The sequence below is a fragment of the Dietzia sp. MNB45 genome, from assembly GCF_051994785.1.
In the GTDB taxonomy this organism is placed as follows: Bacteria; Actinomycetota; Actinomycetes; order Mycobacteriales; family Mycobacteriaceae; genus Dietzia; species Dietzia kunjamensis.
Genome location: NZ_CP163397.1, coordinates 3,296,012 through 3,311,305, shown reverse-complemented (window position 1 = coordinate 3,311,305; position 15,294 = coordinate 3,296,012). Strand labels below are relative to the sequence as shown.

The 15,294-nt window shown below is 74.4% G+C and carries 8 protein-coding genes and 1 pseudogene; 5 read left to right on the top strand and 4 right to left on the bottom strand.

All coding sequences use genetic code 11. From position 1 onward, the window contains the following. Window positions 1–33 precede the first annotated feature (33 nt). Window positions 34–3,561, top strand: a pseudogene (locus tag AB5G72_RS15820) (alpha-(1->3)-arabinofuranosyltransferase); the annotation flags it as partial. Between the two features lie 938 nt (window positions 3,562–4,499). Here the strand turns inward: AB5G72_RS15820 and AB5G72_RS15815 are convergent. After that, on the bottom strand, window positions 4,500–5,786 hold the full coding sequence (locus AB5G72_RS15815) for an acyltransferase family protein (RefSeq protein ID WP_440220365.1): 1,287 nt from the start codon (window positions 5,784–5,786) through the stop codon (window positions 4,500–4,502). Window positions 5,787–5,889: 103 nt separating this feature from the next. Here AB5G72_RS15815 and AB5G72_RS15810 point away from each other — a divergent pair, with 103 nt between their 5' ends. After that, on the top strand, window positions 5,890–7,221 hold the full coding sequence (locus tag AB5G72_RS15810; RefSeq protein WP_163376232.1) for a DUF3068 domain-containing protein: 1,332 nt from the start codon (window positions 5,890–5,892) through the stop codon (window positions 7,219–7,221). A gap of 397 nt (window positions 7,222–7,618) precedes the next feature. On the opposite strand, the gene AB5G72_RS15805 is transcribed toward AB5G72_RS15810, so the two are convergent. Further along, window positions 7,619–8,839 carry a polysaccharide biosynthesis protein gene (locus AB5G72_RS15805; protein WP_120282779.1) on the bottom strand — a complete coding sequence of 407 codons (1,221 nt, stop codon included), beginning with the start codon at window positions 8,837–8,839 and terminating at the stop codon, window positions 7,619–7,621. 165 nt (window positions 8,840–9,004) lie between these two features. Here AB5G72_RS15805 and AB5G72_RS15800 point away from each other — a divergent pair, with 165 nt between their 5' ends. Beyond that, the gene (locus AB5G72_RS15800; protein ID WP_440220364.1) at window positions 9,005–10,906 is read left to right on the top strand and encodes a hypothetical protein; all 1,902 of its coding nucleotides are present in this window, start codon (window positions 9,005–9,007) and stop codon (window positions 10,904–10,906) included. Here the strand turns inward: AB5G72_RS15800 and AB5G72_RS15795 are convergent. Next, the gene (locus AB5G72_RS15795) at window positions 10,887–12,107 is read right to left on the bottom strand and encodes a glycosyltransferase family 4 protein (protein ID WP_440220363.1); all 1,221 of its coding nucleotides are present in this window, start codon (window positions 12,105–12,107) and stop codon (window positions 10,887–10,889) included. The genes AB5G72_RS15800 and AB5G72_RS15795 overlap by 20 nt on opposite strands. 70 nt (window positions 12,108–12,177) lie before the next feature. Here AB5G72_RS15795 and AB5G72_RS15790 point away from each other — a divergent pair, with 70 nt between their 5' ends. Beyond that, a complete protein-coding gene (locus tag AB5G72_RS15790) occupies window positions 12,178–12,996 on the top strand; it encodes a class I SAM-dependent methyltransferase (RefSeq protein ID WP_440220362.1) in 819 nt (272 codons plus the stop codon). A gap of 75 nt (window positions 12,997–13,071) precedes the next feature. Continuing rightward, window positions 13,072–14,544, top strand: a complete 1,473-nt coding sequence (locus AB5G72_RS15785; protein WP_182634926.1) for an aldehyde dehydrogenase family protein — start codon at window positions 13,072–13,074, stop codon at window positions 14,542–14,544. Window positions 14,545–14,629: 85 nt separating this feature from the next. On the opposite strand, the gene AB5G72_RS15780 is transcribed toward AB5G72_RS15785, so the two are convergent. Beyond that, window positions 14,630–15,292, bottom strand: a complete 663-nt coding sequence (locus AB5G72_RS15780; protein WP_067715955.1) for a response regulator transcription factor — start codon at window positions 15,290–15,292, stop codon at window positions 14,630–14,632. Window positions 15,293–15,294: the final 2 nt, after the last annotated feature.

Below are 15,294 nucleotides of genomic sequence, written 5' to 3'. Positions count from 1 at the left end.
CCGCGCAGCCGTCAATCCCTCACGCCGGCGTAGGTGATCCGCGGGGCCCGATTCGGCGCCGGCGCGCGTGACGCGGTCGTCGCGTTCCTCGCTTTTCTCCTGCTGGCGTGCCTGCAGTCCCCGGGTCTGGTCGTCCCGGACACCAAGTACGACCTCGTCGTGGACCCCGGGCGCTTCCTCGCCCAGGCCACCCACCTGTGGACCGGGCTGTCCTTCTCCGGCCAGGTGCAGAACCAGGCGTACGGATACCTGTTCCCGCAGGGCCCGTTCTTCGCGGTCTTCGACCTGGTCGGGATGCCGGCCTGGCTGACCCAACGCCTGTGGTGGGCCGTCGTGCTGACCGTCGCCTTCGTCGGCGTGGTCCGCGTCGCCGCCGCGCTGCGCATCGGCACCCGCGTCACGCGCCCGGTCGCGGGCGTCCTCTACGCGCTCGCGCCGCGCATGCTCGGCGACCTGGGCTCGATCTCGTCGGAGATCTGGCCGGTCGCCCTCGCGCCCTGGGTGCTGCTGCCGGTCATCCGGGTACTGCAGGGGCGGATGTCGCCGCGCCGGGGCGGGGCAGGTGCCGCGCTGGCGTTGGCACTGATGGGTGCGGTCAACGCCGTCGCCACCGCGGCCGCCTGCCTGCCCGCGGTGCTGTGGTGGGCCCTGCACCGTCCGGACCGCACCTGGGCGCGGCTCGCCGCGTGGTGGCTGCCGCTGTCTGCGGCGGTGTGCGTGTGGTGGGCGGTGCCGTTGGTGCTGCTCGGCCGGGTCTCGCCCCCGTTCCTCGACTACATCGAGTCGGCTCAGGTCACCACCCGGTGGTCCTCGGTGACCGAGGTGCTGCGTGGCGCCTCGACGTGGGTCCCGTTCGTGTCGACCGACCGGACCGCCGGCGCGGACCTCACGAGCGAGCCGGTGTTCGTCCTGGCCACCGGGGTGCTCGCCGCGGCCGGCGTCGTGGGGTTGCTGTGGCGCGGGATGCCCGCACGGGGCCGGCTGCTGGTGATCGGCGCCGTCGGCCTGGTGGCGATGGCGGCGCCGTGGGTCGGGCCCGCCGGTGGCGGCCTCGCCGAGACCCTGCGCGCCGTCCTCGACGGCCCGGGCGCCGCGCTGCGCAACGTCCACAAGTTCGAGCCGCTACTGCGATTGCCTTTGGTACTGGGCGTCGCCCACCTGCTGTCCTGTCTGCTCGCGGGACTCGCCCGGGGCGGCGACGGGGCCGCCCGGGACGAGACCCCCCGCGTCCACGTGGTGGACGCGCTGGCGCACCCGGAGCGCCACCGGTCGGTGGCCGTGGCGATGGTGATCGTGCTGGCCGCGGGTGTGTCCGTGGCCCCGGCGTGGCTGGGCAGGCTCGCGCCAGTCGGCGCGCATGAGTCGCTGCCCGACCACTGGCCGGACGCGGCGCGGTGGCTGTCGGAGAACGCGCCGGTGGACCGGCCGGGTGCGGACGGGGAGGACGGGGAGGACGGGGAGGACGGGGAGGACGGGGAGTCCGACCCGGCCGGCACCACGCGTGCGCTCGTGGTCCCCGGCGCGTCGTTCGCCCGCCAGGTGTGGGGGGTCACCCGGGACGAACCCCTGCAGCCGTTGGCCCGGACGCCGTGGGCGGTCCGCGACTCCGTGCCGTTGCAGCCGGCCCCCGCGATCCGCGCCCTCGACGCCGTGCAGCAACGACTGGCCGACGGCCGCGCCGCGCCCGGGATGGCCGCCACACTGGCGTCGCTGGGCGTCGGTTTCCTCGTGGTGCGCAACGACCTGTCCGAGGACGCCGCCGCGCCGCGCCCGGCGCTGGTGCACCAGGCGATCGACGGCTCGCCCGGGTTGGTGAAGGTCGCCGAGTTCGGCGACCCCGTCGGGGGATCCCGGGTCGGTGACGACGGGGTTGGTGACGACGGGGTTGGTGACGACGGGGCCAGGAACGACGACGAGGTGGTCGTGGTGCCCGATTCCGGGCTGCAGCCGGCCTATCCGGCGATCGAGATCTACCGGGTCGACTCACGACTGGGATCGGATGCGGCGCCGCCCGGACCGCCCCGCTCGGCGACCGCGCCGTACACGGTGGAACTCCGCGACCTCCAGGTCGTCGCCGGAGGGCCCGAATCACTGTCCCGGTTGGACGACCTGCTGGCGTCTCAGGACACCGTCGGCTCGCCGTCCCGGGTCACGCGCCTGCTCGAGGCCGACGCGCTCGCCGCCGGCGTCGACCCGGCGTCCGATCCGTTCCCGCGGCCGCGGCCGCTGAACTCCACCGGCCCGGTCTTGACGGACTCCCCGGCGGATCGCGAGACCGACTTCGGCCGGGTCGACCACAACTCCTCGGCCGTCCGGGCCGAGGGCGACCCCCGCCGCAGCCGCGGCACGGTCCCCGACTACCCGGCGACCGTCGCCGAGGACGACCCGGCTCTCACGCGGGCCCGATGGTGGGACGCCCGGGTCACGGTGTCGTCCTCGGCGGCCGACTCGGCCCAGACCGGACCGGTGCGGCCGGCGCACTCCGTCGCCGCCGCCGTCGACGGTGATCCCGACACCGCCTGGCGATCCGGCGGGTACGGGTCCGCGTTCGGTGAATGGATCGAGATCGACCTGCCCGAGCCCCTCGACCGCGGCGTCCTGACGCTGACCGTCCCGGACCCCGCCGCCGGACCGCCCGTCAGCAGACTGGAGGTGCGCACCGACACCGGAACCACGACGGTGTTCCCCGCGGTGGGCGAACAGACCTCCGTGCCACTGCCGCCCGGCCCCACCGGGCGGGTCAGGGTGACGGCCACGGGCTTCGCCGACGGCGGCCGCGGCACCTACCTCGAGGTCTCCGAGATCGGGCTGACCGCCGGTGGCCAGGACATCCCACTGCTACGGACCATCGCCCTGCCCGGCCGGCCCGAGGACTCCCGCGCGCCGTCCGGCTGGCTGCTGCGCCAGGAACTGTCCGGCCGCTCGGACTGCGTCCACGCCGGCAGCCCGGTCGAGGGACTCGCCGGGGCCGAGGAGTCCACCGGCGCCGCCAGGTGCGCCCCCGGCCTGGCGATCGACCCCGAGGAACCGGGCCGCTTCGCCCGCCTGCTCGACGTCCCCGCCGCCACGACAGTGATCCCGCGACTGCTCGTGCGCCCACGTCCCGGCCCCGCCCTCGACGACGTCCTGCGCGGGGACCCGGCCACCCGCGCACGGCAGGTCCGCGCGACGGGCGAGTCGCTCGTGGACGACCCCGCGGGCAGGCCGTCGGCGGCCGTCGACGGCGACCGTTCCACCAGCTGGCACGCGCCGGACGTTCCCGCGCCGTCGCTCGCCCTGAGCCTGCCCGGTCGCCAGCTCGTCGGCTCGCTCCGCCTCTGGGCACCCCGCTCCGCGGCCCCCGCCGCGCCCGAGGTCATCACCGTCGACACCGGGGTCCAACGCACCCGCGTCGACCTGGCCACGCTCACCCCGGAGGAGGACGGCTCCGTCGTCGTCGACGTCCCCGCCGACCACACCGATCGGATCACCGTCCGCGTCGACGACACCCGGGACGTGCGCGGTCCCACCGGCGCGCGGCTGCCCACCGGCATCGCCGAGGTGTGGGTACAGGACCCCACCGGCGCCCGCATCGGCGCGCTGCCCGCCGCCGACGACGAGCCCGTCACCCTGACCTGCCGGGACGGGCCGAAGCTGCACCTCGGCGACCGGGTCGTCGGCACGCGGATCACCGCCAGCCGACGGGCGCTGCTCGAGGGCCGCGCGGTCACGGCCGAACTCTGCGACGACTCCGCCGTCCGGCTGGACGCGGGACCGCAGGAGGTCTCGGTGGACCCGGGTCAGGCGTTCTCCGTCGACACGGTGGGCCTCGTCGTCGTCGACCCGGGAACCGGGAGCCGCACGGGAGGCACCGGGGGCGGCCCCGCGCCGATCCTCGGTGGTGCCCCGCACCCCGCCCGGGCCGTCGCCACCGCGCTGTGGGACGACTCGCGGCGCGAACTGCGCGTGCCGTCCGCGCCGCGCGAACGCGTCCTGGTGATCCCCGAATCCGTCACGCCCGCGTGGCAGGCCCGGCTCGTCGCCGACGACGGCACCGACCTGGCCGACCCGCGTCCGGTCACCGTCGACGGGTGGAAGCAGGGCTGGGTGCTGCCCGCCACCACCACCGGCGCCACCCTCGTGCTCACCGTGCCGCTCGATGCGCCGTACCGCGCGGCGCTGCTCACCGGGCCGCTCGCGCTGCTGCTGGTCCTGCTGCTGTTCCTCGTCCGCGGTAGCCGTGACCGGGCGGGGGCCCGCGCCACGCCGTGGCGCGGGCGCGGACCGTTGACGGTCGCCGCGACCGCCGCGTTCGGGTTCGCGGTGGCCGGGCCGGTCGGGCTGGGGGTGACCGCCGGGCTGACCGTGGGTGCGCTGGTGGCGAGTCGGTACCTCGGAGCCGGGCGGGCCCGGCACCTGCTCGTCGTGGGGGCCGGGGCGGGGATCGTCGCCGGCGCCGCGGTGCTGTCCCGCGCCCCGTGGCCGGATCCGCTGGGCTACGCCGGTGACGGCTGGGGGCCTCAGGTCGCGACGGTGGCGGGGCTCGTCTGCGCCGGGCTGGCCGTCAGCTGGCCGTCCGCGGGCCGTCCGCGCGGCGCGCGCCGGGGTGCCAGCCAGCGTCCGGCCGGCACCTCGACCAACGCGTAGCCAGCCGCCGCGACCACCGTCGAGACCACCGCGGTCACCAGCCAGATCCGCAGCATCTGTCCGGAGAACATGGGCACCGCCGCGATCTGGAACGCGAAGTGAAGGACCAGGACGTGCCACAGGAACACGCCGTACGACCACCGACCCAGGGTCGTGAGGACGGTCGAGCCGAGAACGGCGAAGCGCAGCCCGCCGCCGTCCGCGGTGCCCGGGCCGGCGGGGGCGGTGGACGGCGCGCCGGCCGGGGCGAGCGCGGCCGGGGCCAGGAGGCAGAACGCCACCACGGCGCCGAGCGCGGTGCGGATCGCGAACTCCGGACCCGACGGGTGCACGAACCCCTCGGTGAACCACTGCGGCACCGTGCTCACCAGGAACGCCGCGGCCGCGACCGCCCACCACCCCCACCGTGCGTGGCGGTGGCGGGCCAGCGCCGCCGCCCGTCCGGGCGGGGCGCAGGCGAGTTCGGCCAGGATCATCCCCGCCGCGAACCACGACGCGAACGCCGGCGGCAGGATCTGGTCGTTGAGCCGGTCGTGCAGACCCAGCTCGTACCACGGCAGGAGCGCCCACCCCAGGCTCGCCACCCCCACGACCGCGATCGCCGGGATGCGCCACCGCGCCGCCCGCCCGCGCAGGCCCGCGAGCGCCCACCACAGCAACGGCAGCACCAGATAGAAGCTCATCTCCACGGACAGCGACCACGCGTGCGTGAGCCCCTCGACGAGGGAGTCCGGGACGTACACCTGGGTGAGTGTCAGGTTGGACGTCCACGTGCTGGCGGAGCTCCGTGCGTTCCGGGGGATCAGCAGGAACACCGCGGCCACCAGGACCAGATACGCGGGCATGATCCGCACCAGTCGGGAGCGCAGATAGTCGCGGGCGGACCGGGCGGTCCCCGTGCCTCCCCGGCGTGCGTGCAGAGCGTGCGCGCGCCACAGCAGGAAGCCCGACAGAGCGAAGAACACGGCCACGGACAGGTCGAATCGGCCCCAGACGCGGTTGAGGAACGACCCCGTCGAGGCCCCGGTCTGGAACGCGACATGGGTGGTGAGAACGCCGAACGCGGCGACCGCACGGAGCCCCTCGAGCGCCGGCACGAAGCCCGTCGCCGAGGGCAGTGTCCCGACTCGGTGGTCGGGGGTGCCAAATGCGTTCTTCATCACTGTTAATCTTCTCCTGATGATGGTCCGGTCTGGCAGCCGACCCGGGGACGTTACCCGGGCGTGACCACGGACCGAGGGCGCGACTCCAGGAGGACAACCGATGGCACGACAGAGCAGTTCCGCGGGACGGAGGTCGTCAGTGCCCGCGCTGGTCCTCGTCGGGCTCGGCGCATTCTTGATCACTATCGCACTGGCGCTCGTGTTCTTCGTGGTGCCGGCGCAGAAGAAGACCCCGCTGGACATCAACTCGACAACCGTCACCGAGGTCGCGCCGGGGGCGGTCCTCGTGGGCAGGGCACTGGCGGGCAACGCGCCCACCGAGCTCAACGCGGACCGGCCCGAGTGCCGTCCCGAGGACGGGGCCGAGGCCGCGGCCGGGGACGAGGGAGAGGGCGACGCGCCCGAGGGTGAGGCGGTCGAGACCCAGGACGGCGCCGAGGCCGACGACTCCGAGGTGCAGTTCCCCGTCTCGTGCTTCATCGACAACGACATCCCCCTGTACTCGCAGCGTCGGGTGATGGCCGTCGAGCCGTCGGACGCCGACGTCATCACCCTGCAGGCTGCCCAGTCGCTGCTGCGCGAGGACATCGCGGGCGGCGACGAGGTCGAGGCGCTGATCAACGCCACAATCGACCGCATCACGCTGGACCGCGTCACGGCGCAGCCGGTCGACGAGGCCACCAGCACCCTGCAGGTCGTCGCGGGCGGCGCCGACGACACCGCCCCCACGGGTTTCGTCCGCGAAGGGCTGCAGTACAAGTTCCCGTTCGACACCGAGCAGCGGGCCTACGACTACTTCGACGCCAGCACCTTCACCACCAACCCGATCGAGTTCGTCGGCGAGACGTCCGTCGGTGGGATCGAGGCCTACGAGTTCACCCAGGAGCTCGGCCCGATCGACATGTGGTCCTCGATCCGCGACCACTTCGCCTCGATCTCCGACGGCTACGACCCCGCCGTCGAGTCGATCCTCGCCAGCTACCGCCGCGAGGGCATGACCGCCGGCCAGTGGGGCCTCGAGGGTGACCCCGACCGCCCGGTCGACATGCGACGCTTCTACACCAACACCCGCACGGTGTACGTGAACCCGGCCACCGGCCAGATCATCAACGGCAAGGAGGACATCTTCCAGTTCTTCGCCGAGGACCAGGCCGAGGCCGACGCCTTCTTCTCCGACAAGGCCCGCCTGGAGGAGGAGAAAGCCGAGCCGACCCGCACGGCCGTCCGCTTCCAGTCCGGATGGAACGACGAGACCCAGGAGAGCACTCTGGCCGCGGCGCAGGACAGCGCGGACACGCTCAACACGTTCGGTCGTATCGTCCCGGCGGTGCTGGGCATCCTCGGCCTGCTCTCGCTGATCGGTGGCATCGTGCTGGGCCTGCGCGGGAGCCGCGGCGGCACCGGCGGACGGACCACCCGGACCCGCGCCTGACCTGTCAGACCCCGCGGCCGCTCGCCCTATCCGGAGCGGGGGCCGCACCCGGAGCATCGACAAGAGCGTTCCGCACACATCACCCGAGTGGGAGTGTGCGGAACGCTCTTCTCGTTGGGTGACGGACCCGCGACCGCCGCGCAGCCGCCGCGCAGCCGACCGCGACCGCGACCGCCGCGCGACCGTCGGGGACACCAGCCGCCCGGCTCCCGCGATCTGTCCCTCGGATCGGGCGCTGCGAACCCGCGGCCGGCCTCGACGATCCCGCTCCGCCAGCCGCTTCGCCAGCCGCTTCGCCTATCGGATCACGCGCCACCTAGCGGATCCGGTAGGTGAGTCGCCAACGGATAGGCGACGTGGCTCGGCTCGAGGGCGCGGCCCGCTCGGCGCCCTCGCCTCAGGCGGGGCGCACGCGCAGCGCCCGCCAGCCTGCGGCGACCGTGGTGAGGGCGACCGTGACGAGTGCGGCGCCCAGGACGCCCTCGACACCGCGGGGCGCGAGCCACACGGCGACGGCGGTGAGCACCAGCCCGCACCAGGCGATCGCGGCCTCCACCGTCCGGTCGGAGGCGATGCTCGCCAGCAGGAACGCCTGCAGCACGCTCAGTGTCACGCCCAGGGCGGCGAACGCCCACAGCAGTCCGGCCACGGGCCGGTAGGCCTCGCCGACGACCACCGGCACGAGCGGGGCGGCCGCGGCGGCACCGATCACCACGACGGCACCGATGCCCAGCAGGACGCCCACCGCGGAACGGACCGCGCCCCGGTGCCCGGCCGGATCGGCCATCCGCGGGTAGAGGACGGTGCCCACGGCCTGGGGCAGCCAGAACGCGGCCTTGGCGGCGACCGCCCCGAGCGCGTAGCGGCCGGCGTCCCCCGGGGACAGCAGGGCACGTGCGAGGAGCAGGTCGACGGAGGTCAGGGCCATCATCACGAGCTGCACCTGACCGGCCGCGAGCACCGCCGCGACGCCGGGTGAGGTCGAGGAGGTCCCGGTCGGCGGTCGCCACGCCCCTGGCCCGAGTGTCGAGATCCACCCCGCCACCAGCCAGGCCACCGTCACGCCGACGGCCCCGGCCGCGAGCGCGAGCCCCACGCCCCCGCCCGCGGCGAGGACCGCGACGGCCGGCACCACCTTGCCGGCGCCGGCCAGGGCGAGCACTCCTCCGAGGGCGCGGAACCGTTCGGCGCCCTGCAGCACGCCCTGCTCGGTGGTGAGCAGACAGAGCACCGGGCCGGGGGCCAGCGCGGCGGCGGTGGCCAGGACGGGGGTGTCCAGCAGCAGCGACACCGGGACGACCGCCAGTGCGGCGACCACCGCGACCAGGAGCGCGACCCGTCTGCCGAGCGAGCGCAGGACCCCGTCCGGTACTCCGCGCACGTGGTCGCGGGCAACGACCGCCTGCAACGCCAGTGACGGAACGGCGACCAGCAGCTGCGCGGACAGCAGGGCGGCGAAGGCGCCGTAGCCCTCGGGCCCCAGCCACCGGGAGGCCGGTAGATGCAGCAGGTAGGCGGCGATGTTGGCCAGCATCGACCCGGCCGTCACCGCCCCCGCGCCGGTCAGGAAGCGCCTGGTGGCGGTGCCGGGTGCCGCCTCGCGCGCCTGATGGTCCACACCGGGAATCGTAGGGGGCAGCCGCGGTGGCCCGGTGGCTGGCCGCCGGTGGCGCGGCCGCGCGGTGGCGGCCGGCCCCGCGCGCGGGCGTGGTGGAATGAGCGCATGTCGTCCGCTGTCGGTCCCCGTCGCGTGACCTTGCGATCCACCGGGAGGGACGCTGCGGTGGACGCGGCCGTGGGGGCGGTGGTGACCGCCCTGCTGCTGGCGGGGGTGGCGCGGCCCGGGTTCCCCCTGCTCAGGGACTGGGTGGCCACGCCGACACCGCCCCTGTCGGACGCCGCGCTCGGGCTGGGGGAGTCGGCGGCGCGGGCGGTGCCCCAGGACGTGGCGGTGGTGTGGGCGACCCGCGCGCTGCAGGCGGTGGGGTTGCCGGTGTGGCCGCTGACCGGCGTTCTCACCGCCGTGTTCTGCATCTGGTTGGCGGTGGCGGCGGGGGCGCTGGTGCGCCGGGTCCTGCCCGGCGACGCGGCCGCGGGGCTGTCCGGGCTCTGGCTGCGCCTGCCCGCCGTGGTGGGGGCGGTGTGGAACCCGTTCGTGGTGGAGCGGCTGCTGCAGGGGCACTGGTCCGTGCTGGCCGGGACGGCGGCGGTGATGTCGATGCCGGTGTTGTTGGCCTCCTCCGGCGCCCTCGGTGGCGCGCCCGGTCGGCGCCGGGTGGCGGCGGCGTGCGCGGCGCTGGCCGCGGCGGGGCTCACGCCGACGGGCTGGGTCCTCGCGGTCGTCGCCGCGGCGGTGTCCCTGGTCAGCGGCGGTGCGGGTGGCGGTGACAGTGCCGGTGATAGTGCGGGTCCCGCCGCGCGGCCGGGCCGGCGCGTCTGTGCAGCGCTGGCGTTGGTCGCCACGGCCGTGGTCACCGCGCTGCCGTGGCTGCTCGCGACCGCACTCGCCCCGGCCGGGACCGGCACCGCGCCGACCGCCGGCACGGGCGTGAGCGCGTTCGCCGCCCGCGCCGAGCCCGGCATCGGCACCTTCGGGTCCGTGGTCGCCCTGGGCGGAATCTGGAACTCGGAGGCGGTGCCGCCGTCGCGGTCAACGTGGTGGGCGGCCGTGGCGCTCGTGCTGCTGCTCGTCGTGTGGGCGGTGGCGGCGCGCGGGGTGTGGCGGGCGCGCCGCGATCCGGTGGTGCGGGCGACGGTACCGCTGGCGGTCGGGACGTGGCTGCTGGTGGCGGCTGCCGCGACGGGGCCGGGCCTGGCCGCGCTGGAGACCGTCGTCGCCGCGGTCCCCGGCGCGGGTCTGCTGCGCGACACCCAGAAGTTCGTCGCACTGGCGCTCCCGGCGACCGTGCTGGCGCTGGCCTTCGCCGCCCGCGAGCTGGCCGGGCGAATTCGACCGGCCGGGGCGGGCCTGCTGCTCACGGCGGTGGCCGTCGCCGCCGTCCCCGACGCCCCGCGCGCCCTGTGGGACCAGCTGCGGCCGGTCACCTACGGCCAGGACTGGGAGCAGGTGGCGCGGATCGTCGACGGGAGGCCCGGTGACCTGCTGGTCCTGCCGGCGGGGTCCTTCCGCTCGACGCCGTTGTGGGCGGGCGGCGCGGCGGTGCTCGATCCGGCGCCCCGACTGCTCGACACCCGCGTGCTGGTGCCCGGAGACCTGGTCGTCGGCGGGGCGGCCGGCGACGACGCGGCCGCGGTGCCGGGCGAGGGTGATCGCGCGAGGCGGGCCACCGCGGCGCTGCTGCGAGGGGACGACCCGAGCGTCCTGGCCGGACTGGGGGTGCGGTGGGTGCTCGACGAGCGCACGTCCGCCGGCCCGCGCGGGCGGGCGGCGCGGACGCTGGCCGGGACACCGCCGGAGTCGACGACGACGAGGTTCACCGGCTCCGAACTCGTCCTGCACGAGCTGGCCGCGCCGAACGGGCCGGGTGGGGCGGATGCCCGATGGGAGGCCACCGCCGAGCCCGCGGCTCCGGCGTCGGCCCGCGGATGGGTGCTGGCGGCGCACGCGCTGTGGCTGCTCACGCTCGCCCTCGCCGTGGCCGTTGCCAGCGTCTCCACCGCGACCACCACGGCGCGCCGGGACGCGTACGCCGCGGGAGGTCCGGTCAGCCGGCCCGGCCGCTGATCACACCGCTCACGCGCCGGCCCTCGGTGACCGCCCGGAGGACCTGCGCCATCGCCGCTCCGGTGGCGGGCCAGGACAGTCCCGCAGCCTTGCGGCGGGCGGCCTCACCCATGCGTCCCCGCAGGTCGGGGTCCGCCAGGAGGCGATCGGTGGCCAGGGTCATGGCCGCGACATCGTCCACGAGGAGGCCCGTCTCGCCGTCGTCGATCGAGTCCCGTAGTCCCGCGGCGTGGTGGTAGCCGACGGTGGGCACCCCGTGCTGCGCGGCCTCGGACACCGCCAGGCCCCAGCCCTCCTTGCGGGAGGGCATGAGGTGCAGTGTGGCCCCGGCGAGGATGCGGTGCTTGGTGGACTCGTCGACGTGCCCGTGGAACCGGACCGCGCCGGTGTCCGGGCTGTCCGGGTCGACGAGCCCGCGCTCGGCGGCGTACTCACGCAGTCGGTCGGACCACCAGCCGCTGCCGATGACGTCCAGCACCAGGCCGGGCCTGCTCGCGCGCAGGGTGGCGACCACGTCGAGGGCGTCCTCGACGTGCTTGTGCGGCACCAGCCGGGACAGCACGACCAGCCCCGGGGCGGCGGTGCCGGTGTCAGGGCTGGGTTCCTCGCGCGCGGCCGGCTCGCCCGGCTCGACGTCCTCCGGGAGCGGGTCGAGTCCGTTGCGCACCACGGCGATGCGCGCGGGGTCCACGCCGAGCCCGGCGAGCTCGTCCGCCGAGGGGAGCGACACGGTCACGTACTGACTGCGCGAGTGCACGCGCGGGGACAGCCACGACTCGATCCACCAGCCGATCCGCGCGACCAGCCACCCGGCCACCGGCCACTGCTCACGGTGGATGTGGTGGACCAGCACCACGACGGGCGCGGTGGTGGCCAGGCGGGAGAAGAAGGGGACGCCGTTCTGGGTGTCGACGACGACGTCGGGCTGCCTCAGGACACCGAGGGGCCCCAGCCCGATCCTGCCGAACAGGATCGCCAGCAGCGCGCGGGGATAGACGGTGAACCGGCCGCCGGCCCGGCTGAACCGCACCCCGGCCCCGGTGGTGGCGGAGCGGGCCGCACCCGGTGAGCGCGAGGTCCGGTAGACGACGGTGTGCCCGGCGCCGGCGAGGCCGTCCGCGACGTGCTCGAGGTAGCGTTCGCTGCCACCGCCCTGGGGATGGGTGCTGTCACGCCAGCACAGCAGCAGGATACGAGCCACGCGGACACTGTACGCGGGCGTCGGGACCGCCGACGGGGTGGTCAACGCTGCCGCCGGTATCGTCACCGCCGTGATCACCGATCCCGTCCACCGCTCGCCCGCCCTGCGCTCGGTGGCCCGCCGCGCCACCCTCGGTCGGTCGCTCGGATTGCTGCGTTCGTTCCCGCTCGAGCAGTCCGACCCGGACGTCTTCTACTCCGGTCTGGCCCGCGACACCGTCGAACTGGTGGCGGACCTGTGGGAGCGCGCCGGTGACCGGCCGGCCGGGCGGGGCCCCGGGTCCGACACCGGCCGCCTCCCGGGGCTGACGGTGCTGGACGTCGGCGGCGGGCCGGGTTACTTCTCCGACGCCTACGCCGCCGAGGGGGCGCGGTACGTGTCCGTCGAACCGGACGTGGGGGAGATGTCGGCGGCGGGCCTGGACCAGGCGGGCTCGATCCGCGGCAGCGGGATGTCGCTGCCGATCCGATCGGACTGCGTCGACGTGTGCATCTCCTCCAATGTGGCCGAACACGTCCCCGAGCCCTGGACGATGGCCGAGGAGATGTGCCGGGTCACGCGACCGGGCGGCCTCGTCGTCGTCTCCTACACGCTCTGGTACGGACCCTTCGGCGGCCACGAGATGGGACCCACCCACTACCTCGGTGGCGAGCGGGCGCGGCGGATGTACGAGCGTCGCCACGGCCGGCCGCCCAAGAACGTCTACGGCGAGTCCCTGTTCGAGGTGGGCTGCGCCGAGGGGCTCGACTGGGCACGCGACACCGGATCGGCCGAACTGGTCGCGGCGTTCCCGCGCTACCACCCACGGTGGGCGTGGTGGCTGGTGCGCGTGCCGCTGGTCAGGGAGGTCCTGGTGTCCAACCTCGTGCTGGTGATGCGGGCCGAGTAGCTGCCCCACGGGGCGCCGTGGACTCGCTACAGTGAGGTGGAACACGTTCTTGTTTTCTACCTCTCGGAGGTCCCCGTGGTCGTCGTCCATGACAAGCTCTTCTCCGGCACCCGCTGGACCGATCCCATCACCACCGGCGTCCTCGAGGTGACCTCGCCCGCCACCAATGCGGTCGTGGGTCGGGTCGCCGAGACCACCACCGAGGACCTGGACGAGATGATCAGCCAGGCGCGCGACTCGTTCGAGTCCGGCGTGTGGCGCTCCACCCCGCCCGCCGAGCGCGGCGCCCTGCTGGCCCGTGTGGCCGACATGCTCGAGGAGCGTCAGGCCGAGGTGTGCCAGATCCTCTCCGACGAGATGGGCACCCCGCCCGGCACCGCCGCCATGATCCAGGTGACGCCGACCCTGGGTGTGCTGCGGTACTACGCCCGCCTGGCCGAGACCTTCCCGTGGTCCGAGGTGCGGCACGGGGACTTCGGCGCGTCGGTCATCACCCGCCACCCCGTCGGCGTCGTCGCCGCCATCACCGCGTGGAACGTCCCGCTCTACCTCAACACCGCCAAGCTGGCGCCCGCGTTGCTGTCCGGCAGTTCGGTGATCCTCAAGCCGTCGTCGGCCACGCCGCTGTCCGCGCTGTGGCTGGCCGACCTGTTCCGTGAGGCCGGGCTGCCCGAGGGCGTGCTGTCCGTGGTGACCGGCCCCAGCTCCGTGGGCGACCACCTGGTCTCGCACGCGGACGTCGACAAGATCTCGTTCACCGGCTCCACCGGGGTCGGCAAGCACATCGCCGGGATCGCCGCCCAGAGCCTCACGCGCTGCTCGCTGGAGCTGGGGGGCAAGAGCGCCGCCATCGTGCTCGAGGACGCCGACATCGCCGCCCACGCCGGCACCATGGTCTTCTCCGCCCTGATGAACTCCGGGCAGGCGTGCGTGTCCCAGAACCGCATCCTCGCGCCGCGGTCGAGGTACGACGAGGTCGTCGAGGCGCTGGTGGAGAACGTCAAGGCCATGCCCGTGGGTGACCCGGCCGACGACGGCACCGCCTTCGGCCCGCTGGCCAACCACAAGCAGAAGGCGTCCGTCGAGGGCTACATCCGCAAGGGGGTCGAGGAGGGCGCGACCATCGCCTACGGGGGCGGCACGGTCGAGGGACTGCCCGAGGGTGTCGCCGAGGGCGCCTACGTGCAGCCGACCGTCTTCCGGGACGTCGACAACTCCATGACCATCGCCCAGGAGGAGATCTTCGGGCCGGTCCTGCAGGTCATCGCCTACGACACGGTCGACGAGGCAGTGCAGATCGCCAACGACTCCGAGTACGGCCTGGCCGGGGCCGTGTACTCCGCAGACCCGGACGCTGCGCTCGCCGTGGCCCAGCGGGTGCGCACCGGCACGATGGGCATCAACTGGTACGCCTTCGACCCGAGCGCGCCCTTCGGCGGGTTCAAGAACTCGGGCCTGGGTCGCGAGAACGGCCCCGAGGGGCTCGAGGCCTTCTGCGAGCTGCAGAGTGTGCTCATGCCGTTCGGGTGGGAGCCCGGCGAGGGCTGAGACCTCGACAGATGTGAAGACCCCCGGCCTCGGCCGGGGGTCTTCACACATCGGACGCGTCGGCGCGGCGCCGACCGGCCGGGCGTCACTCCACGCGGTAACCGACGCCGCGGACGGTCTGCACCTTGTTCTCGCCGATCTTGCGGCGCAGGGAACGGATGTAGACGTTGACGATGTTGGAGCCCGGGTCGAAGTCCATGCCCCACACGCTCTCGAGCAGCTGCTCGCGACTGATGGTCTCGCCCTTGTTGCGCAGCAGCATCTCGAGGAGCGAGTACTCGCGGTTGGTCAGCTCCTGGATCCGGCCGTCCACCTCGACGCGGCGGGTGCGGATGTCCAGGCGCATGCCCGCGTGCTCGAGGATGCCCGGGTCCTCGGTGGCCTCGTGCTCGCGCAGCCGCAGACGGATGCGGGCGAGCAACTCGGGCACGCGGAAGGGCTTGACCATGTAGTCGTTCGCGCCGGACTCCAGCCCCTCGACGGTGTTCGCCACACTGTCGCGGGCCGTGAGGATGATGACGGGTGCGGCGAACCCGCGGTCGCGGGCCTCGCGGAGGAGGGTCAGCCCGTCGGTGTCCGGCAGGCCGATGTCGAGCAACATCAGGTCGATGTCGGAGATCGTCGACAGGATCGCCTGGGCGCTCTCCCCGTCCACGGCCTCGAGTGCGGTGTACTCCGCGCCGCCGAGTGCCTTCACCAACACCGATCGGATGAGATCGTCATCCTCCACGACGAGAACATTCGTCATGC